We start from the raw sequence: 20,636 nt of genomic DNA on the forward strand, positions 1-20,636 counted from the left end.
AAACGAAGCGCCGCACAAAATGTTCCATGCCCCGACGCAAAAACCTTCCGCGCCGCACCGCCGGTCGCGCGCGGCATCGCGCAGCCCGCCGACCGCCCCGCACGAGCGGCCCTCATCCCGCCGCGCGCACCAGCCGCCCCTCCCCCGCCTCCTCGTGCGTCACCCCGTCGCGGATGTGGTAGATGCGCTTGAAGGTGGGGATGATCTTCTCGTCGTGGGTCACCACGATGATCGCGGTCTGGAACTGCGCGGCCAGGTCGTTGAGGATGCGCACCACCGCCATCGCGCGCACGCTGTCGAGCGGCGCGGTGGGCTCGTCGGCGAGGATCACCGGCGGACGGTTGACCAGCCCGCGGGCGATGGCGACGCGCTGCTGCTCGCCGCCCGACAGCTGCGAGGGCATGGCCGCGGCGCGGTGCGAGATGTCGAGCGCGCCCAGCAGCGCCCGCGCCTGCGCGCGCGCCTCGGCGTTCGGCACCCCGGCGAGCATGGGCAGCAGGGCGACGTTGTCGGTGACGTCGAGGAAGGGGATCAGGTAGGGCGCCTGGAACACGAAGCCGATCTTGTCGCGGCGCAGGGCGCGCAGGTCGCGCACCTTCCAGCCCGCGTCGAAGATGCACTCCTCGCCCAGGGTCATGCGCCCCGCGCTGGGGTCGATGACCGCGCCGAGGCACTTCAGCAGCGTGCTCTTGCCCGAGCCCGAGGGGCCGATCAGGCCGACGACCTCGCCCGGGGCGACGCGCATGTCCACGCCCTTCAACGCATCCACCGCGGTGTCGCCCTTGCCGTAGCGCTTGGTGAGGCCTTCGATCAGGATGCCCTTGCCGGCGCGCGTCGCGTAGTCCATGTCAGCCTCCGATCGCTTCGGCCGGATCGACGCGCAGCGCAAGCCGGATCGACACCAGGCTGGCGAGCACGCAAATCGCCATCACCGCCGCGAAGCCCGCCACCGTGTCGGCGGGCACCAGCAGCACGTACTTGGGGAAAAAGGGCGCCGACCAGGTGGCGGCGATCTTGCCGACCACGAAGCCGATGAGCCCGAGCGCCACCGCCTGCTGCAGGATCATCGCGGCGATCGTGCGGTTGCGCGTGCCGATGAGCTTGAGCACCGCGATCTCGCGGATCTTGTCCATGGTCAGCGTGTAGATGATGAAGGCGACGATGGCCGCGCTCACCACCGCGAGGATGACGAGGAACATGCCGATCTGGCGCGCCGAGGTGGCGATCAGCTTGCCGACCAGGATGCCCTCCATCTGCGCGCGGGTATATACGGTGTGGCGCTGCCAGCGCCGGATGGCTTCGGCCACCTCGTCGGGCGCGTGGCCGGGCGCGAGCGTGACCAGCACGGCATTCACATAGGGGTTGGCGCTCTGGGAGGCGAGCACCGCGTCGAGCAGGCCGGGCACGCCGGGACGGTTGAGCGCCGGGTTGGCCTCGGTGCGGCGGCGGTTCTGCAGGATGGCATCGTTGTCCTTGAGGAACTGGGCCTCCTGCGCGTCCTTGAGCGGGATGAACACCATCGGGTCGCCGGCCGAGGACACCATGCGCCGCGTGAGCCCGACCACGGTGTACTGGTTGCGCCGGATGCCCACACGCTCGCCGAGGCGCAGGCCGCTGGCGACGTCGGCCACCGCCTCGTAGTGGCCGCGGGTGATCTGCCGCCCGGCGACCAGGTAGGGCGGCCAGCCCGGCGTCGATCCCGCCTGGCCGGCGGCGATGCCGACCACCATCGCGCGCACGTCCGTGCTGCCCTTGCGCACCTGCATGGTCAGGTAGGTGATGTTGGCCGCGCCCGCCACGCCGCGCTGCCCGAGCAGGCTGCGGTAGAGGTCGTCGTGGACGCTGGACGATTCCGCATAGGGGCCGAGCGTGTCGCGCTGCACCACCCAGAGGTCGGCGCCGCTGTTGTCGAGCAAGGCCTTGCCGTCGTCGACCATGCCGCGATACACGCCCGCCATCACCAGGGTGACGCCGATCAGCAGCCCGAGGCCGATGCCGGTGAACACGAACTTGCCCCAGCCGTGCAGGATGTCGCGCCCGGCGAGGCTGATCATTTGCCCGCTCCGTCCAGTGCCGCGACGACCTCGGTGCGGCGGCCTGCGCGCAGCCCGGCCTCGCTATACACGACGATCTCGTCGCCCGCCGCCAGGCCCTCGCGCACCTGCACGCGCCCGTCGAGGTCGCTCGCGCCGAGCTTCAAGGGCACGAAGCGCAGACCGCCCTCCCCCGCGCGCCGCCACACCCCGACCGCACCCGCCTCGCGCCGCAGCGCGGCGTTGGGGATCACCGCCGCGGCGTGCAGCGGCGGCAGCGCCAGCGTGACCTCGGCCAGCTCGCCGAGCGGCGGCATCGGCTCGGGGAGCCGGTCGAAGACCACCTTGGCGAGCAGCTCCTCGGTCACCGCGTCGGCCTTCGGCTCCACGTGCAGCACCCGCCCGGCGAGCGCCTCGCCGCTGCGCGAGCGCAGCACGATGCGGGCCGGCAAGCCGGCGGCCAGCCCTCCGGCATTGACCTGGTCAAGGCGCAGGTCGACCCACAGGGTCGCCGGGTCGATCACCTCGAGTACCGCCTGGCCCGCCACGACCGTGGTGCCCGGCTCCACCTCGCGCAGCGTGACCACGCCATCGACCGGCGCGACCAGGCGCAGGTTGGCGAGCTGAGCCTGCAGCGCGGCGCCTTCCGCGCGGGCGCGCGTGCGCTCCTCGCGCGCGGCGGCGAGGCCGGCCTCGGCGACCTCGAGCTCCTGGCGGCGGGTGAGCGCAAGCTCCTCGCTCGCAGCCTGCAGGCTGCCCAGCTTGTCGTAGCGCCGTGCCTGCGCGCGCGCGAACGCCTGGCGCGCCTCGGCCTCGCGCATCGCCGCCTGCGCGCGCTCGAGCACGGCCTCCTGGGCGCGGATGCGGTCGCCGAGATCCACCGCGTCCATCTCGCCGAGCACCTGCCCGGCGCGCACGCGCTCGCCCACCTGCACGTCGACGCGCTTGACCCGTCCGGCCGCGGTGGGGCCGATGCGATAGGCGTGGCGCGCCGCCACCGTGCCGATACCGAACAGCGCGGGCGACACCACGCCCGCCTCCACCCGCGCCACCGTCACCTTGACCGGGGCGAGCGGGCCCGAGCGCATCGCGACGTTGGCGAACACCGCCAGCAGCGCGACGATCACCGCGACCAGCGCGAGCGTGCGCGCCTTCATCCTGGGCAGGCTCATGTCGCGCTCCGGATGCCGGCCAGGTAGATGGCGAAGACGCGCGGCGCGTCCCGCCGTATCCGGAGCAGGTCGCCGGCGAGCATGGACTGCATGATCAGCCCCTGCAGGGTGCCGACGAAGAGGATCACCGCCGCATCGATGTCCAGCGCCGCCGACACCTCGCCCGCCGCCTTGCCGGCTTCGAGGCGGCCGCGGATGCGCTCGCCGTAGCGCTCGAGCAGCGCGCGCGCGAGCCGCTTCGCCGGCGTCGCCTCGGCGCGCTGGAGCTCGCCGAACAGCATGCGCGGCACCCCCGGGTGCTCGGCGACGAAGTCCGCATGGGCGAGGAAGATCGCCTGCAGCGCCGCGAGCGGCGACGCCGCCTGCGCCGCGGCACGGTCGACGCGCGCCAGCAGGCGCTCGGCGACCCACTCCATGACCGCCTCCCAGATCGCGTCCTTGCTCGGGAAGTGGCGGAACAGCGCGCCCTGCGTCAGCTTCATGTGGCTGGCGATCGCCGCGGTGGTGATCTCGCCGGGATCACGCTCGGCCGCCAGCTCGATCACCGCCTCGACGGTGACCGCCCGACGCGTCTCGGCGGGTAAGGGTTTGGCACGCAAGACAGCGCTCTCTCTAGTAAGTAATTGATTACTATCTTAACTCAAGAAAGACCTTCGACAAACCCTTCTATCCGGGTCCCGACGTTTCCGTAGCCGACGTAAGTGCGACCCGTCGGGTCGCCCCTACACTGCCAGCGGCAGCTCGACGTCCACGCGCAGGCCGCCGAGCACGCTGCCGCGCCCAAAGCGGAGCGTGCCGCCGTACTGGGTGACGATGTCGCCGACGATCGCCAGGCCGAGGCCGTGGCCGGGGCGGGACTCGTCGGCGCGCAGGCCGGCGGTGCCGAGGCGCTCGAGCAGCTCGGGCGCCACGCCGGGGCCGTCGTCCTCCACGCTGAAGGCGAGCCGCGCCGTCCCCGCGTCGGGCGCCACAACCACCCGCACCCGCGCACGCGCCCACTTGCAGGCGTTGTCGAGCAGGTTGCCGAAGAGCTCCAGCATGTCCTCGCGATCCACCGGCCAGGTGCGCTCGTCCGCCTCCAGCTCGATGCGCAGGCCACGCCCGGCGTGCAGGCGCTGCAACACCTCGACCAGCGCGCCGAGCTGGGCGCGCAGCGCGAAGCCGGCGCCGCCCGCAGCGCCGCCGGCAAGGCGGGCACGGCGCAGCTCGCGCTCGATGGTCGCGCGCATGGTCTCGAGCTGGGTGCGGATCGCCGCCGCGCCCTCCTCGTCGCCACGCGCCGCAAGCGCGTCCGCGCTGTGGCCGAGCACCGCGAGCGGCGTCTTGAGGGCGTGGGAGAGGTTGCCGGCGGCGTGGCGGATGCGTCCGAGGCGCTGGGCCTGATGGCGCGACAGGCGCTCGACGGCGGCGAGCAGCGGGCGCACCTCGGCGGGCGCGTCGGCCTCGAACTGCACCGCCTCGCCGCGCTCCAGCCGCCGGCAGGCGTCCACCGCCTCGTCCAGCGGTGCCAGCCCGCGCAGCAGCACGCGCCGCTGCAGCACCAGCAGCACGAGCAGCGCCAGTCCGAGCACGGTCAGCGCCTGCGCGCGGAAGGCCGCGATCGCGGCATCGATCGCGGCGACGTCCTCGGCGAGCGCGATGCTCACCGCGCGGCCGTCGGCGCTGTCGGGGAAGCGCTTCGCGACCACCAGCAGCGCCTGCCCGGCAGGGCCGGCCAGGCGAGGCGACACAAGCCCCTCCGCCCCCTCCGGCAGGTCGAGGTCGGCGTCCCAGGTCGAGCGCGAACGCCACTGCCGATCGCCGAGGCGCACGAGGAAGTAATGCCCCGACAGCGGCAGGTCGTAGGCCGGCCCGGCCGCGCCCATCAGCGCGCTGTCCATCCCCGCCTCGCCGTCCTGGCGTGCGAGCGCGTCGAGCAGATGCACGTAGAGCAGGTCGGCGTCGTGGTCGAGGCGGGCGAGCACGTGCTCCTCGACCATGCGGCGCGGGAAGTCGCGAAGTGCGAAGGCCAGCAGGACGCCCGCGGCGAGCAGCACCAGGGCGAGCGTGAGCGAGAGGCGACGGCGGATCGAGTTCATCTTCCGGCCCGCCCCCGCGCACGCGCCTCAGTCGCCGCTGCGGAACACATAGCCCTGCCCGCGCCGGGTCTCGATGCGTTCGTTGCCGAGCAGGCCGCGCAGGCGGCGGACGTAGACCTCGATGACGTTGCTGTCGCGCTCGGCGTCGTAGTCATAGACGTGCTCGGAGAGCCGCGTCTTCGACAGCACCTCGTCGGGGTGGCGCATGAAATAGCGCAGCAGGCGGAACTCGGTGGCGGTCAGGGCCTGCTCGTTGCCGGCGCGATCGACCAGGCACTGGCGCGCCTCGTCCAGCCGCCAGTCGCCCGCGCGCAACTCGGTGTCGGGCACCGGCGCGGCGCGGCGCAGCAGGGCCTGAATGCGGGCGAGGAGCTCCTCGACATGGAAGGGCTTGCCGAGATAGTCGTCGGCGCCGGCCTGCAGGCCCTCGACACGCTCGGCCCAGCCGTCGCGCGCGGTGAGGATCAGCACCGGCACCCGGTTCGCCGCCGCGCGCCACTCGCGCAGCACGGTCAGCCCCGGCTTGCCGGGCAGGCCGAGGTCGAGGATCACCGCGTCGTAGGGCTCGGTCGCGCCCAGATGGGCGCCGTCGATGCCGTCGCGCGCGAGGTCCACCGCATAGCCTTCGGCGACCAGCCGCGTGCGCAGGCGCTCGCCGAGCGCCACGTCGTCCTCGACCACGAGCAGGCGCATCGCTCACTTCTCCTTGCGTTCGAGCACTTCCCCGTTGGCGGCGTCGAGCTCGAGCTCGTGCACCCGGTTACGCTCGTCGATCAGCTTGACCTCGTAGATCCAGCGTCCGTCCTCGCGCTCGAGCTCCAGACCGACGACCTGGCCGGGCTGGATGGCGCGGCTGCGCGCGAGAATGTCCTCGGCGGAGAGGATCTGCCCGCTCTCGCGCAGCTGGCGGATCTCCTCCACGCGCACGCGCTCGCCCGCGCTCGCGCCGGACACGGACAGGCCACCTGCGACAAGGAGCGCGGCGGCGGCCAGCAGGGAACGGAATCGCGTCTTCATCTTCATTCTCCGGCGGGTTTCGACGCAGACAGTGTGCCCGCCGCAATCTGAATGCAAGCTGAACACGAGCACGCAGATCGCGACTCGCGTCGCTCCCACAAGAACCACCGCGGCTCCGCAGCGCGCCGTAGGAGCGACGCAAGTCGCGATTCCCCCGTCCAGCCCTCGCCGCCGTCGGTCGCCGCCCAGCGGCCCGATCGCGACTGGCGTCGCTCCCACAAGAACCACCGCGGCTCCGCAGCGCGCCGTAGGAGCGACGCAAGTCGCGATTCCCCCGTCCGACCCTCGCCCCCCTCGGTCGCCGCCCGGCGGCCCGATCGCGACTGGCGTCGCTCCCACAAGAACCACCGCGGCTCCACAGCGCGTCGTAGGAGCGACGCAAGTCGCGATTCCCCCGTCCGGCCCTCGCCGCCGTCGGTCGCCGCCCGGGCGGCCGCAATCGCGACTGGCGTCGCTCCTACAAGAACCACCGCACCTATGAGGCGTGCCGTGGGAGCGACGCGAGTCGCGATCCGGACCGTGAAGAAACGCGAGCATGCGATTCCTGCCGCACCCGCCGCGCCACAGGGCAGTCCCGCTCACCCCACCTGGCAGGCCAGCCCCTTGAGATATTCGCCCTCCGGCACGGCCAGCCCGATCGGGTGGTCCGGCGCGGCCGACAGGCGGTACAGGATGCGCGCATCCACCGCGGCGTCGATGGCCGCGCCGGCGACGATCTTCTGGAACAGCTCCTGCCCGATGCCGCCCGAGCACGAATAGGTCATCAGGATGCCGCCCGGGTTCAGCAGGCGGAAGCCGAACAGGTTGATGTCCTTGTAGGCGCGCGCGGCGCGCTCGGCGTGCGCGGCCGAGGGCGCGAACTTGGGCGGGTCGAGCACGATCAGGTCGAACTTGCGGCCCTCGTCCTTCAGCGCGCGCAGGGCCTTGAACACGTCCGCCTCCAGCCACTCGGCGCGCTCGGCGTCGAGTTGCGGGTTGAGCGCGAGGTTGCGCCGCGCCGACGCCAGCGCCGGGCCGGACGAGTCGATCGACAGCACCGAGGCCGCCCCGCCGGCGAGCGCCTGCAGCGAAAAGCCGCCGGTGTAGCAGAAGCAGTTGAGCACCGTGCGCCCGCCGGCGAGCTGGCCGGTGAGCAGGCGGTTGTCGCGCTGGTCGAGGTAGAAGCCCGTCTTGTGGCCGCCCTCGGCGTCCACCTCCATGCGCACGCCGTTCTCGACGATGGTGAGCCCGCCCGCCGGCAGCGCACCATGCGCGCAGCCGGTGCGCGACTCCAGACCTTCCAGCCCGCGCACCTCGGAGTCGGAACGCTCGTACACCGCCGCGCAGCCGGTGGCCTGCACCAGCCCGGCGACGATGGCCTCGCGCCACTTGTCCGCGCCCGCACTGGTGAGCTGCAGCACCACCACCTCGCCGTAGCGGTCGGCAATCACGCCCGGCAGACCGTCGGACTCGCCGTGGATCAGGCGCACACCCTCCTGCCCGCGCAGCGCCGGGATCGCCGCGCGGCGCGCCACCGAGGCCGCCACCGCGCGCTTGAAGAAGGCGTGGTCGATCGCCGCCTCGGCATCGAAGCTCCACACCCGCGCGCGGATCTGCGAGGACGGCGACCACGCCGCCCGCGCCAGCGCCTTGCCCTCGGCCGTCACCACGGTCACCGTGTCGCCCGGCCGCGCGCGGCCCTCGAGCCGGTCCACCGAGCCGGCGAAGATCCAGGGATGGCGGCGGAACAGCGAGCGTTCCTTGCCGGGGTGGAGGACGAGTTGGGCCATGGGAGCTTCCGGAGAGTGCGAACGAGTCAGGGCGCGGAGTGTAACGGCTGCGCATCGTCGCACCCAAGGCCGGCGCCCAAGTTCGGAAACGAAGAGCCGCTCACTTTCAGCATCGGGCAGCCCCGATCGGCGACCTCGGCCCTGCAGACGCATCCTCCACCGCCCGCTTCAGCCGCGCCACCGCCCCTTCGACCGCGCCCTCGTCCAGGTTCCCATAGCCAAGCACCAGCCCGTTGCAGCGCACCGGCGGGCGCGCGTAGGCGGACAGCGCGCGCACGCCCAGCCCCACTTGCGCGGCGCGCTGCGCCACCGCGACATCGGGCAGCTCGTCGGGCAGCCACATCACCAGATGCAGCCCGGCTTCTCCGCCCGACAGCAGCAGCCCGGGACCGAAGGCCTGCCGCAGGGCGGCACGCAGCGCAGCCTGGCGGGCGTTGTAGCGCGCCCGCATGCGACGGAGATGGGTGATGTAATGCCCGCGCCCGATGAAGTCGGCGAGCGCGCGCTGCTCGATGCCCTGCCCGGCGCGCGTGGCGCGCGCCGCAGCGTGGATGAAGTCCGCCGCGATGGTGCGCGGCAGGACGAGATAGCCCAGGCGCAGGCCCGGATACAGTGTCTTGCTGAAAGTGCCGGCGTACACGACCGTGGCGCCGGGCTGCAGGCCGAACAGCGCGGGCGGTGCCGGACCGGCACGGCGGAATTCGCTGTCGTAGTCGTCCTCGACGATCCAGGTGCCAGCCGCACGGGCACTCTCGATGAGCGCGAACCGGCGCGGCAGCGACATCACCCGCCCGCTGGGGTACTGGTGCGAGGGGGTGGTCATGATCAGCCGCGGCGGATGGCGCAGCCAGTCTTCCGCGACGGGGGCCAGCCCCTCGTCATCGACCATGACGTCGTGCACCTGCAGGCCGGCGAGCCCGAAGGCGACGCGGGCGGCAAGGTAGCCCGGGTTCTCCACCCAGACCGTGTCGCCGTGATCGGCGAGCAGGCGCGCGCACAGGTCGAGCCCCGCCTGCGTGCCGCTGGTGATGAGGAGCTGCGCGGCATCCACCGCGAGGCCGCGTACGCTGCCGAGGTGGGCCGCGAGCGCCGCACGCAGGCTCGGATCGCCACCGTGCGCGGCGTAACCGAGCTGACGCCAGCCGGCGTCGCGCCACGCGCGCTCGAGGCAGGCGCGCCAGGCACGGAAGGGGAAGGCACCGAAGTCCGGCACGCCGGGCGAGAACGGCAGCGCTTCGGCGTCGCGCGCCGGCTCGCGTTGCAGCGCCGCAGCCGCGCGCGCGGACAGCACCGGCGGCGGCCCCTGTGTGCGGGACACGGGTTGCGAGGCGCCCGGTGCGGCGGGCAGTTGTGCCACCCGCGTCCCGTGGCGATCCGCCATCAGGCAGCCTTCGGCGACGAGCTGCTCATAGGCGAACAGCACCGTGTTGCGTGCGATGCCGAGCGTCGCCGCGAGGCTGCGGCTGGCGGGCAGGCGCGTGTCGGCCGCCAGCCGGCCCGACAGGATGGCCTCGCGCAGGCGGAGATAGAGCACGCGCTGGCGCGGCACCGCTGCGGGCAAGGGTGGGGCGAGCAGCCAGTCGAGCTCCATCGTGGCTCCAATCTGGAAGGTCCTTGTGGCACTACGAAAGGTACCACCACGAACCTAGGATAAGGTGATCGAACCCCTCGGAGCCTCGACGCCATGTCCCGCCCCACGCGACCTGCCCCCTCCCCGCGCACCCGCGTGCGCCGCCTGCCCGAGCGCGCGCACTACGACGCCGACACCATCGCCGCGATCGTCGATGCGGCGATGCTGTGCACCGTCGCCTTCCAGCTCGACGGCGCGGTCCATGCCATTCCCACGATCCACTGGCGCGAGGGCGGGCACCTCTACCTCCACGGCGCCAAGGCCTCGCGCATGCTGAAGGCGCTGACCGAGGGCGAGGCCTGCGTGACGATCGCACTCGCCGACGGCCTGGTGCTGGCGCGCTCGGCGATGCACCACTCGATGAACTACCGCTCGGTGGTGGTCTACGGCCGCTTCGAGGCGGTGACCGAGCCCGCACACAAGCTCGCCAGCCTGCGCGCCTTCATCGACGGCCTCTACCCCGGACGCTGGGACACGCTGCGCCCGATCACGGAGAAGGAGCTGAACGCCACCAGCGTGCTGCGGATTGCGCTCGACGAGGCGTCGGCCAAGGTGCGCGACTGGGGCGTGAAGGACGACGAGGAAGACCTGGACTGGCCGGTGTGGGCGGGCGTGATCCCGCTGCGCACGCTGGCTGGCGAGCCGGTGACCGAGCCGGACAGCGTGGCGCGATCGGTACCGCCGACCCGCTTCGGTTAAGGCAAGAACCGGGCGGCGAGCGCCTCGCGCGGACCGCCACTACGCCATCAGGGACGCCGCCGCGCATTGCCGAAGCGGCCGCCGCCGGGCCGGCCGCCGTACGGACGCCTGCGCTCGTCCTCGTCGTCACGCTTGGGCTTGGGCATCAGCAGGTTCTTGCCGCCCTGCTGCGCCAGCCTGGCATGCTCGCGCAGCGCCGCCTCGAAGTGCTCGGCGCCGATCGCGATTGCCGCATGCTCGGTGGCCGGCTTGTACGCCGACAGGCGCTCGCGCAGCAGGAACACGCGCTCATCGGCCTCGGCCTTCCTCGGCAGGCCCTCGACCAGCTGCACGGCCAGCGGCGTCAGCACGTAGCCCTCGCCCGCCGTGGTCAACAGGCCGTGGGTGACGAAGCGCTCGAAGGCCACCGCCCACGCCGCGGGGGCGGTGACCGGAAAGCCCATGAACTCGGCGGCCGCGACGATATCGGCCAGCGCGGCGGGTCGCCTCTTTGCGGCGATCAGGGTCGCCAGCAGCAACTGCGCGTCGGTGTCGTGGATGGGGTACATGGGTTTTGCCTGCCTCTCGGGTTGTGAAGCGCGCCATGATGCCCGAGGCGCGGCGATCCGGCGCAAGGGAAGTCGTCGTGCCGCGTAACAATCGTCCGCTCGGATTTCCTCGCAACTTGATAGACTTGAATCATTACAGATCGGTGAAACCGACTTGCCCCTCTCCTCCCTCCTGTATCGTTCGCGCGCCACGGTCGCCGCCCTCGTTCGCAGTGACGGGATCGCGGGCAGGCTGGTGGTTGCCTGGCTGGCGTTCACGGTACTGCTCGGCGGCTACTGGTTGCAGCTCGACCACTCGCACACCGCGCTCGTCTCCCAGGCCGAGAGCCTGACCCGGTTGCGTGCCCTGCAGACCGCACACGCATTGGCGCTGCACACCGGAGCGCTGTTCCGCAAGCTCGACTATCTTTCCCTGCACCTGGGCGAGCATTGGCTGAAGGAAGGTCCGCAGGGCGCGCGCGACGCCCTCGTGCGTGCGCACCTTGCGCTTCCCGAAGACGCCCTGGTCGGCATCGACGTCGCCGATGCCGAGGGGCGGCTCCTCTACTCCACCGTCGGCGAGCGCCTGCCGCTCGAACTCGAGCGCTACGGCATCGCGGACTTCGGGCATTTTCGCGTCCATCTGGAAGGGGACAAGGGCCTCTTCATCGGCCAGCCCTACCGCGGACGCATGACCGGCGCCTGGATCGTGCCGTTTTCCCGTGCGCTCGTGGAGGAGGGGCGACTGCGCGGCGTGATCGTCCTGTCGGTGTCGGTCGCCCATCTCACCCGGGCACTGAGGGAACTCTATCCGGGGACCTCGGACGTGGCGGCGCTCGTGCTCGACGATGGTCACTTCCTCGCCCACTCCAACCGGACCGCGGGAGCCATCGGGCGCTCGGTGCCGTCCGACCGCCCCTATCTGCTCGATCGCGTGGCGCTGCAGGGCAACTTCGATGCGACCGCGCCACTGGACGGCGTCGAGCGTTATTACGCCTGGCACCGCGTTGCGGGCTTTCCCGTCGTCGCCGCGCTCGGGCTGAGCAAGGCGGACGCGCTCGCCCCGGTGCGCGGCACGATCCGCGACAACCGCCTCCGCAGCGGCCTGGGCTCGCTGCTGCTCTTGGCAGCGGCCTTGCTGATCAGCCTGCTCTGGCGCCGCCACGCCCGCCAGGGCGAAGAGCTCGGCCGCGCCCGCAGGCGGCTGGAGAAGCTGGTCGGTCACTTTCCGGGCATGGCCTACCAGTTCCTGCTGCGTGCGGACGGCAGCACCTCCATGCCCTACTGCAGCCCGGGCGTGCGCGAACTCTACGGGGTGGGGCCCGAGGGGCTGCAGGATTCGGCGATGCGCCTGTTCGAGCGCGTCCACGCCGACGATCTGGACCGTCTGCGCGACAGCATCCTCCGCTCGGCCGCGAACCTCGCGCCCTGGCGATGCGAATTCCGCGTGCGGGGCGAGGGCGACCGGCTGCGCTGGCTGCTCGGCGAAGCCAACCCCGAGCGCACGCCCGAAGGCGACACGCTGTGGCACGGCTATGTGCACGACATCACCGAGCGCCAGGTGGCTGCGCAGCAGTTGCGCGAAAGCGAGGCGCGCCTGCGCCAGGCGGTCGACGCCGTCCGCGACGGCCTGTGGTCGTGGGATCTCGCCCGCGACCGCATCGCGCTCGACGAGCGCATCCTCGAGATGCTCGATCGTCCGGAACTGGGCTCGGAGATGTGCTTCGACGACTTTTGCGCGCTCGTCCATCCGGCCGATCGCCAGCGCCAGGACGCGATGCTGCGCGCCGTGCCGAGCGCGACGCCCGACGCTCCCGTGGCGGGCGACCTCCGCCTGCGCGCCGCGTCCGGGCGCTGGGTCTGGATCCACGCCCGCGGCAGCGTCGTGGAGACCGACGCGCAGGGTGGCCCGCGGCGTCTCGTGGGCACCTTCTCCGACATCACCGCACGGGTCGCCGCCACGCAGTTGCGTCGGGCCCTCCTCGACCACAGCGCGGCCGCCATCGCCATGCTCGACGCCGACCTCGACATCCTCGAAGCCAACAGCCGCGCCCACGAGATCTTCGCGCCGCCCTCGACCCCGATCGGCGGACTCAAGCTCACCGACCTCGCCCTGCACGAGGACCAGGCCATCTTCATCCCGCAGCACTACGCGGCGCTGCGGGCCGGCGGACAGGTCAACATCGAACTGCCCTTGCGCGACAATCGTGGCAAGAAACGCTGGTTCGACGTACATGGCGTGATGCTGGACCCGGAGGACCCCGACAGCGACACCGTCTGGACCCTGGTCGACATCTCCGACAAGTACCGCACGCGGATGGCGCTCGCCACCGAGCGCCTGCGCCTGAAGACGGTGCTCGAGCGCTTCCCGGGCGGCGTCCTGATGGAAGACCAGGACGGCCTGATCAGCTCGGTGAACCGGGGGTTCTGCGAACTGCTCGGTCTCGCGGCCGCCCCGGACGAACTGATCGGCCTCACGCACGCGGCGCTGTGCGAGCGGCTGGGTACGGAGCGCATGGGGTGGCTGCATCGGCCCGACGCCGACCTCACGGCGGAGAAGCGCGCCACGGTCGAAGTGGAGGGCGTGAAGGGGCGCACGCTGGAGATCGACTGGCTGCCGATCGAACACGACGGGCGACGCCTCGGCCGCGTGTGGCTGCTGCGCGACGTCACCGAGCGCAAGGAGCGCGAACGCCGGCTGGCGGAGCTCGCCGCCACCGACCCGCTGACCGGGCTGCCCAACCGGCGCAGCTTCCTGGCGTGCCTGGACGCCGCGCTCGACGACGCCCGGCGCGAGCCCGCGCGCGGCAGCGCACTGTTGATGATCGACATCGACCACTTCAAGCACGTCAATGACACCCACGGGCACCCGGTCGGCGACGAGGTATTGCAGCACGCGGCACGGCTGATCCGCGGCGGCCTGCGCCAGCACGACCGGGCGGGCCGCCTCGGCGGCGAGGAATTCGCCGTGCTGCTCGACGACGTCGACGCCGACACCGCCCTCACCCTCGCCGAACGCCTGCGCCGTAGCGTGGAGGCGGCGCCCGCGGCGACCGCGGCCGGCGCGGTGTCGCTCACCATCAGCCTCGGTCTTGCCCTCGTGTCGGGAGGGGATCCCGCCCGCGTCCTCGGTGACGCCGATGCCGCGCTCTACCGTGCCAAGCGCGGCGGCCGCAACCGTGTCTGCGTCGCAGTTCGCACCCCGGGATAGACCAGCGCGCCGCCGGCATCGAAGCACCACGCGCATGCGGCGGTTCCGCCATCCCGCCCGCGCTGGCTATACTCCCCGCCACTTTCACCCAAGGGGAGACCTGACCCATGAAGCTCGAGACCATCGCCGTGCACGGCGGCTACTCGCCCGATCCGACCACCAAGGCCGTCGCGGTGCCGATCTACCAGACCACCTCGTACGCCTTCGACGACACCCAGCACGGCGCGGACCTCTTCGACCTCAAGGTGCAGGGCAACATCTACACCCGCATCATGAACCCGACCACCGCGGTGCTCGAGCAGCGCGTGGCCCAGCTCGAAGGCGGCATCGGCGCGCTCGCCGTGGCCTCGGGCATGTCGGCGATCACCTACGCCATCCAGACCATCGCCGAAGCCGGCGACAACATCGTCTCGGCGTCGACGCTGTACGGTGGCACCTACAACCTGTTCGCGCATACCTTCCCTCAGTTCGGCATCGAGGTGCGCTTCGCCGACTACCGCGACCCCGACAGCTTCGCCGCGCTCATCGACGCGCGTACCAAGGCGATCTACTGCGAATCGGTGGGCAACCCGCTCGGCAACGTCACCGACATCGGCCGTCTCGCCGAGATCGCGCACAAGGCCGGCGTGCCGCTGATCGTGGACAACACCGTGCCCTCGCCCTACCTGTGCCGCCCCTTCGAGCACGGCGCCGACATCGTGGTGCACGCGCTCACCAAGTACCTCGGCGGCCACGGCAACTCGATCGGCGGCGTGATCGTCGACTCGGGCAAGTTCCCCTGGGCCGAGCACAAGGCGCGCTTCAAGCGCCTCAACGAGCCCGACGTCTCCTACCACGGCGTGTGCTACACCGAGGCTCTGGGTGCAGCCGCCTTCATCGGCCGCGCGCGCGTGGTGCCGCTGCGCAACACCGGCGCGGCGATCTCGCCCTTCAACAGCTTCCTGATCCTGCAGGGCATCGAGACCCTGGCGCTGCGCATGGACCGCATCTGCACCAACACGATCAAGGTCGCCGAGTACCTGAAGAAGCACGCCAAGGTCGAGTGGGTGAACTACGCCGGCCTGCCCGACCACGCCGACCACGCCCTGGTGCAGAAGTACATGGGCGGGCGCGCCTCGGGCATCCTGTCCTTCGGGGTCAAGGGCGGCTTTGAAGCCGGCGGCCGCTTCCAGGATGCGCTGAAGCTCATCACCCGCCTGGTGAACATCGGCGACGCCAAGTCGCTCGCCTGCCACCCGGCCTCCACCACCCACCGCCAGCTCTCGCCGGCCGAACTCGCCAAGGCCGGCGTGTCGCCCGACATGGTGCGACTGTCGATCGGCATCGAGCACATCGACGACATCGTTGCCGATCTGGAGCAGGCGCTGGCGGCGGTCTGACGTAGTTCTTAATGCGTCTGTCCGGGACAGACCGCGCATTTCCTGCGAAATCGTGGTCTGTCCCCGTTTCCTCCCGTTTCCTTTCCCTTCCCCGTTTCCCGCGGCTTTCCGCACAGACCACCGCTTTCACGAGAAACCCCGATGCTCGCAGTCCTGCAGCGCGTCTCCGAAGCGCGTGTGATCGTCGATGGCGAGACCATCGGCGAGATCGGCCCCGGCCTCCTCGCGCTGGTGTGCGCCGAGCGCGGCGACACGCCCGCCGAGGCCGACAAGCTGCTCGCCAGGATCCTCAAGCTGCGCATCTTCGCCGACGAAGCCGGGAAGATGAACCGCTCGGTGCAGGACGTCGGAGGCGGGCTGCTGGTGGTGAGCCAGTTCACCCTCGCCGCCGACACCTCGGGCGGCAACCGGCCGAGCTTCACCAAGGCCGCAGACCCGCACACCGGCCAGGCGCTCTACGAGCATTTCGTCGCCCGTGCCCGCGCCGCCCACGCGCAGGTGGAGACCGGCCGCTTCGGCGCCGACATGAAGGTGCAACTCATCAACGACGGCCCGGTCACAGTGCCGCTGCGCATCGCCCCGACCGCAGCGGACGACCCCCGCGGTTTTGCGTAGGAGCGACGCGAGTCGCGATCGGCCTCGCTGCTGCGAAGGACGCCGGCGGGAGTCCGAACGCTGCAATCGCGACTTGCGTCGCTCCTACCCCCCGCCCCACCGGCGGCGCGCGACTGTTTCATGGCGCGTCGGGGCATAATCGTGGCTCCCAACCCCTCGACCAGGAGACAACATGAAGCTCTACTTCAAACCCGGTGCCTGCTCGCTCTCGCCCCACATCGCGCTGGAAGAATCCGGCCTGCCCTACGAGACCGAGTCGGTCGACCTCAAGACCAAGGTGACCGCCAGCGGCGCCGACTTCTGGAAAAGCAACCCCAAGGGCTACGTCCCGGCGCTGCTGCTCGACAGCGGCGAGCTGCTCACCGAAGGCGCGGCGATCGTGCAGTACATCGCCGACCAGGCGCCGCAGAAGAAGCTCGCGCCGGCCAACGGCACGATCGAGCGCTACCGCCTGCAGTCATGGCTCAACTTCATCGGCACCGAGCTGCACAAGTCCTGCAGCCCCTTCTTCAACCCGGCCTCGGGCAAGGAGTGGAAGGAGATCGCCGGCGCCAACCTCGAGCGCCGCCTCGGCTATGTAAACGAGCAGATCGATGGCAAGTCCTACCTGCTGGGCGAGGACTTCAGCGTCGCCGACGGCTATCTGTTCACCGTGCTGAGCTGGATGAAGTTCGTCGGCATCGACCTGGCGAAGTGGCCCAACCTGAGCGCCTTTCAGGCCCGCGTGGCGGCGCGTCCGGCGGTACAGGCGGCGCTGAAGGCGGAAGGCCTGGCCTGAGTGGCGCGAAGCATCGCCAGCAGATCGTGAATGCGCGGCTGCCGGCGCTCCTGCAGGGGCCGACGCCGCGATGTCTCTGCAGGAGCGCCGCAAGGCGCTAGGACCGCCATCGTTCTCTCGCATCGGCTCGATGATCGCCACCGTCACAGCTAGCTCGCACCCCTCTCCATGACCGATCCCGCCTCCCGCGCTCCCCTCCTCGCCGGCGCTCTGCTCGCTGCCCTCGGCGTCGCTCTCGGCGCCTTCGGTGCGCATGCGCTGCGCGGGGCGCTCGATGCCGCCGCCCAAGGCTGGTGGCAGACCGCGGTGCAGTACCAGATGTGGCACGCGCTCGGGCTGCTCGCGATCGGCGCGGCGCGCGTGCAGGGCGGCAGCCTCCCGGCTTCGCTGCTCGCCGGCGGCACGCTGATCTTCTGCACCACGCTCTACGCGATGGCGCTGGGTGCGCCGCGCTGGCTGGGGGCGGTCACCCCGATCGGCGGCAGCCTGATGATCGCCGGCTGGCTGGTGCTGGTCTGGCGAGTGGCGCGCCCGCGGCGCTGAGGACACGGCCGCAGCTTGGAAAGCGTCTTTCAAGGACACGGGCACTTTGGGAGCCGCCGCAGCGGCTTGCAGCGCCCGCTCTTCAGCGGTGTGGCGGCGGCAGCGTGCCGAAGACGCGGTCCCAAAGATCCGTCACCGTGCCGTAGCCGCGGCGCTCGTCGCAAAAATGGTGGAAGCCGTGCAGCCGCCGCCGCGCCTCCAGCCAGCGCCCCGCCGGGCGGGTGTCGTGCAGGCGGTGGTGCACCGCCTCCTGCAGCAGGTTGCCGAGCAGCATGCCCGCCGACAAGGGCGCCGCGTATGCGCTGCCACCGGAAATCAGCGCCGGCAAGCCGACCACTGCCAGCACCAGCAGCACGCTGAACAGCACCGGTACGCGGATCGTCACCCCGGCATGGCGGTGATGGGCCAGGTGCCAGCGCTGGAAGGGCTCGATCCCATGCAGCATCCAGCGGTGGAGGACGTATTCGATCAGCGTCCACGCGGCCAAGCCCGCCACCACCAGCACGGCGGCGAGGCCCGGGCCCGCAGCGGCGGTCGGCTGCGAACTCATCGCCAGCACGACCAGACCGGCGCACGGCACCACCAACGAGGCCGGATAGGCGAGCGCCAGGCGCAAGGTCCAGGGTTCAGCCATCGTCGGCGCGCTCCAGGATTTCCCAGGCGTACATCAGGCTCGCGTCCGAAAAGCCGAGTCCGGTCTCCTCGTCCAGCCACCAGCCGAATCCGCGTTGATCCACGCCTTCAAAGCGCCACCGGCGCAGTTCGCCGCTGCACAGGCGGATGACATAGCTGCAGCCGCCGACGGGTTCCATGGTGTCGAAGTCCTCGCAATCGTCATGCCGGCGCAAGCGCGCGCCCTGATGGAATGATAGCCGCGCTGCACCACCACGCCAGCGCGACGCACCCCTGAACCACTGCGCGGGGGATTGCAGCGCAGATCGCGACTTGCGTCGCTCCCACGAAAACCGTCGCGCCTCCAGCCCCCGGCGCGCCCCGGGGCGTCCGGCAGGAGCGACGCAAGTCGTGGTCCCCGCAGTCGAGATGCCACGGCTTGACTATACAGTACCGTTTTGGTACTTTTAATTCCGACACCACCCACGCGAGCACATCGACATGCTGCGCATCAGCAAACTCACCGATTACGGCACCCTGATCCTGACCCACATGGCCGGGCATCCGGATCGACTGCACAGCGCCGCCGGCCTCGCCGAAGCGCTCGGCCTCGGTCTGCCCACGGTCAGCAAGGTGCTCAAGACGCTCGGCCGCCACGAGCTGGTGAGCAGCCAGCGCGGCGCGCATGGCGGTTACGCGCTCGCCCGTCCGCCCGACCGAATCACCGTGGCCGACGTGATCGACGCGCTCGAGGAGCAGGCCTTCGGGCTCACCGAGTGCAGCTCGAGCAGCGGCGTGTGCGCGATCGAGTCCGACTGCCGTATCCGCGAGAACTGGATGCGGATCAACACCGTGGTGCGCCAGGCGCTGCAGGCGGTGAATATTGCCGACATGGTCCACCCCGTCCACGGCGCCGCCTTCCCCGCCCCGCACACCACCGAACACCGCATGCATGGCCCCGCGCGCAGCGCCGCGGCCTGCCTCCCCGCAGCGCGCGCAGACGAACAGGAGATCTGATGATGAACGCCCCCACCTCTGCCCCCACTTCGACCCCTTCCTCGGCCTCCATCGCCTCCCCTGCCCGCCGCGGCGACGCGATCGGTGCCTTCCTCGAGCAGGACTACGCCGCCGGCTTCGAGACCACGCTCGACACCGACACCGTGCCCAAGGGTCTGTCGGAAGACGTCATCCGCATGATCTCCGCGCGCAAGGGCGAACCCGAATGGCTGCTCGACTGGCGCCTCGAGGCCTACCGCCACTGGCTGACGATGAGCCCGCCGACCTGGGCCGCGGTGCAGTTCCCGGCGGTCGATTTCCAGGACATCGTCTATTACTCCGCACCCAAGTCGAAGAAGGACGGCCCCAAGAGCCTGGACGAGGTCGACCCCGAGCTGCTGCGCACCTTCGAGAAGCTCGGCGTGCCGCTGCACGAGCGCGCGCGCCTGGCCGGCGTGGCGGTGGATGCGGTGTTCGACTCGGTGAGCGTGGCGACCACGTTCAAGAAGGAGCTGGGCGCCCACGGCGTGATCTTCTGTTCCTTCTCCGAGGCGGTGAAGGAACACCCCGAGCTGGTGCGCAAGTACCTCGGCACCGTGGTGCCGCCGGGCGACAATTTCTACGCCGCGCTCAACTCCGCGGTGTTCTCCGACGGCTCCTTCGTCTTCATCCCCAAGGGGGTGAAGTGTCCGATGGAGCTCTCCACCTACTTCCGCATCAACGCCCGCGACACCGGCCAGTTCGAGCGCACGCTGATCATCGCCGAGGAAGGCGCTTCGGTCAGCTACCTCGAAGGCTGCACCGCGCCGATGCGCGACGAGAACCAGCTCCACGCCGCGGTGGTCGAGCTGATCGCGCTCGACGACGCCAAGATCAAGTATTCCACCGTGCAGAACTGGTACCCGGGCGACAAGGACGGCAAGGGCGGCATCTACAACTTCGTCACCAAGCGCGGCGACTGCCGCGGCGCGCGCTCGCACATCTCCTGGACCCAGGTCGAGACCGGCTCGGCGATCACGTGGAAGTACCCGAGCGTGATCCTGCGCGGCGACGATTCGGTGGGCGATTTCCACTCGGTGGCGCTGACCAACAACCTGCAGCAGGCCGACACCGGCACCAAGATGATCCACATGGGGCGCAACACCCGCAGCACCATCCTCAGCAAGGGCATCTCGGCCGGGCGCGGCAGCAACACCTTCCGCGGCCTGGTCAAGATCACCCCCAAGGCCGAGGGCGCGCGCAACTACACCCAGTGCGACTCGCTGCTGATCGGCGACCGCTGTGCGGCGCACACCTTCCCGACCATCGAGGTCCGCCACCCCACGGCGCACGTCGAGCACGAGGCCACCACCTCGCGCATCGGCGAGGACCAGCTCTTCTACGCGATGCAGCGCGGCATCAGCGCCGAGGACGCGGTGTCGATGATCGTCAATGGCTTCTGCCGAGAGGTGTTCAAGGAGCTGCCGATGGAATTCGCGGTGGAAGCGCAGAAATTGCTGGGCGTGAGCCTCGAAGGCAGCGTCGGCTGAGCCGGCGCCCACATGGAAACAGGGCCGTGCGTTTTTTCGTGGGAGCGA

The 20,636-nt window shown here is 70.9% G+C and carries 20 protein-coding genes; 8 read left to right on the top strand and 12 right to left on the bottom strand.

The features are described 5' to 3' along the window. Window positions 1-112 precede the first annotated feature (112 nt). The 9 genes from PO78_RS04735 to pdxR form a co-directional block, all read right to left on the bottom strand. Complete coding sequence (locus PO78_RS04735; protein WP_043742404.1) at window positions 113-847, bottom strand: ABC transporter ATP-binding protein; 735 nt, start codon at window positions 845-847, stop codon at window positions 113-115. A gap of 1 nt (window position 848) precedes the next feature. After that, a complete protein-coding gene (locus PO78_RS04740; RefSeq protein WP_043742405.1) occupies window positions 849-2,054 on the bottom strand; it encodes an ABC transporter permease in 1,206 nt (401 codons plus the stop codon). Beyond that, on the bottom strand, window positions 2,051-3,205 hold the full coding sequence (locus tag PO78_RS04745; RefSeq protein ID WP_043742407.1) for an efflux RND transporter periplasmic adaptor subunit: 1,155 nt from the start codon (window positions 3,203-3,205) through the stop codon (window positions 2,051-2,053). Before PO78_RS04745 ends, PO78_RS04740 begins: the two co-directional genes overlap by 4 nt. Continuing rightward, window positions 3,202-3,804 (bottom strand): TetR/AcrR family transcriptional regulator, encoded by a 603-nt coding sequence (locus tag PO78_RS04750; protein WP_012585248.1) that lies wholly within the window; start codon window positions 3,802-3,804, stop codon window positions 3,202-3,204. Before PO78_RS04750 ends, PO78_RS04745 begins: the two co-directional genes overlap by 4 nt. Window positions 3,805-3,927: 123 nt before the next feature. Next, window positions 3,928-5,283 (bottom strand): sensor histidine kinase, encoded by a 1,356-nt coding sequence (locus PO78_RS04755; protein ID WP_043742409.1) that lies wholly within the window; start codon window positions 5,281-5,283, stop codon window positions 3,928-3,930. 27 nt (window positions 5,284-5,310) lie between these two features. Then, window positions 5,311-5,976, bottom strand: coding sequence for a response regulator transcription factor (locus PO78_RS04760; RefSeq protein ID WP_043742411.1), 666 nt, complete (start codon window positions 5,974-5,976; stop codon window positions 5,311-5,313). Window positions 5,977-5,979: 3 nt separating this feature from the next. Next, window positions 5,980-6,300 carry a PepSY domain-containing protein gene (locus PO78_RS04765; RefSeq protein WP_012585246.1) on the bottom strand — a complete coding sequence of 107 codons (321 nt, stop codon included), beginning with the start codon at window positions 6,298-6,300 and terminating at the stop codon, window positions 5,980-5,982. Between the two features lie 578 nt (window positions 6,301-6,878). After that, window positions 6,879-8,069 carry a class I SAM-dependent rRNA methyltransferase gene (locus PO78_RS04770; RefSeq protein WP_043742413.1) on the bottom strand — a complete coding sequence of 397 codons (1,191 nt, stop codon included), beginning with the start codon at window positions 8,067-8,069 and terminating at the stop codon, window positions 6,879-6,881. A 106-nt stretch (window positions 8,070-8,175) separates the two neighbouring features. Continuing rightward, window positions 8,176-9,660, bottom strand: a complete 1,485-nt coding sequence (pdxR, locus tag PO78_RS04775; RefSeq protein ID WP_043742415.1) for a MocR-like pyridoxine biosynthesis transcription factor PdxR — start codon at window positions 9,658-9,660, stop codon at window positions 8,176-8,178. A 93-nt stretch (window positions 9,661-9,753) separates the two neighbouring features. Here pdxR and PO78_RS04780 point away from each other — a divergent pair, with 93 nt between their 5' ends. Continuing rightward, window positions 9,754-10,398, top strand: a complete 645-nt coding sequence (locus PO78_RS04780) for a pyridoxamine 5'-phosphate oxidase family protein (protein WP_043742416.1) — start codon at window positions 9,754-9,756, stop codon at window positions 10,396-10,398. 47 nt (window positions 10,399-10,445) lie between these two features. Here PO78_RS04780 and PO78_RS04785 read toward each other — a convergent pair whose 3' ends face one another. Beyond that, entirely contained in the window at window positions 10,446-10,946 is a 501-nt protein-coding gene (locus PO78_RS04785; RefSeq protein ID WP_004312945.1) for a hypothetical protein, read from the bottom strand. Between the two features lie 154 nt (window positions 10,947-11,100). Between PO78_RS04785 and PO78_RS04790 the strand changes: the two genes are divergently transcribed. From PO78_RS04790 to PO78_RS04810, 5 genes are all read left to right on the top strand, one after another. Next, the gene (locus PO78_RS04790) at window positions 11,101-14,136 is read left to right on the top strand and encodes a diguanylate cyclase (RefSeq protein WP_043742418.1); all 3,036 of its coding nucleotides are present in this window, start codon (window positions 11,101-11,103) and stop codon (window positions 14,134-14,136) included. A 107-nt stretch (window positions 14,137-14,243) separates the two neighbouring features. Then, the gene (locus PO78_RS04795) at window positions 14,244-15,515 is read left to right on the top strand and encodes a bifunctional O-acetylhomoserine aminocarboxypropyltransferase/cysteine synthase (protein ID WP_004312943.1); all 1,272 of its coding nucleotides are present in this window, start codon (window positions 14,244-14,246) and stop codon (window positions 15,513-15,515) included. Between the two features lie 141 nt (window positions 15,516-15,656). Then, window positions 15,657-16,130, top strand: a complete 474-nt coding sequence (gene dtd, locus PO78_RS04800; protein ID WP_004312942.1) for a D-aminoacyl-tRNA deacylase — start codon at window positions 15,657-15,659, stop codon at window positions 16,128-16,130. Window positions 16,131-16,302: 172 nt separating this feature from the next. Further along, window positions 16,303-16,908 carry a glutathione transferase GstA gene (gstA, locus tag PO78_RS04805; protein WP_004312941.1) on the top strand — a complete coding sequence of 202 codons (606 nt, stop codon included), beginning with the start codon at window positions 16,303-16,305 and terminating at the stop codon, window positions 16,906-16,908. A gap of 168 nt (window positions 16,909-17,076) precedes the next feature. After that, window positions 17,077-17,451: a DUF423 domain-containing protein gene (locus PO78_RS04810; RefSeq protein ID WP_004312939.1), complete on the top strand. Its 375-nt coding sequence runs from the start codon at window positions 17,077-17,079 to the stop codon at window positions 17,449-17,451. Between the two features lie 82 nt (window positions 17,452-17,533). Here PO78_RS04810 and PO78_RS04815 read toward each other — a convergent pair whose 3' ends face one another. Together PO78_RS04815 and PO78_RS04820 are read right to left on the bottom strand one after the other, a co-directional pair. Beyond that, window positions 17,534-18,085, bottom strand: coding sequence for a sterol desaturase family protein (locus PO78_RS04815; protein ID WP_004312938.1), 552 nt, complete (start codon window positions 18,083-18,085; stop codon window positions 17,534-17,536). Beyond that, window positions 18,078-18,263 (bottom strand): hypothetical protein, encoded by a 186-nt coding sequence (locus tag PO78_RS04820; protein WP_004312935.1) that lies wholly within the window; start codon window positions 18,261-18,263, stop codon window positions 18,078-18,080. Before PO78_RS04820 ends, PO78_RS04815 begins: the two co-directional genes overlap by 8 nt. 301 nt (window positions 18,264-18,564) lie before the next feature. On the opposite strand from PO78_RS04820, the gene PO78_RS04825 reads away from it, so the two are divergent. Then, window positions 18,565-19,080: an SUF system Fe-S cluster assembly regulator gene (locus PO78_RS04825; protein WP_004312934.1), complete on the top strand. Its 516-nt coding sequence runs from the start codon at window positions 18,565-18,567 to the stop codon at window positions 19,078-19,080. Beyond that, window positions 19,080-20,588, top strand: a complete 1,509-nt coding sequence (sufB, locus tag PO78_RS04830; RefSeq protein ID WP_012585243.1) for a Fe-S cluster assembly protein SufB — start codon at window positions 19,080-19,082, stop codon at window positions 20,586-20,588. The genes PO78_RS04825 and sufB overlap by 1 nt, the downstream gene beginning before the upstream one ends. Window positions 20,589-20,636 lie beyond the last annotated feature (48 nt).

This window comes from Thauera sp. SWB20 (genome assembly GCF_000831325.1).
GTDB classification, from domain to species: domain Bacteria; phylum Pseudomonadota; class Gammaproteobacteria; order Burkholderiales; family Rhodocyclaceae; genus Thauera; species Thauera aminoaromatica.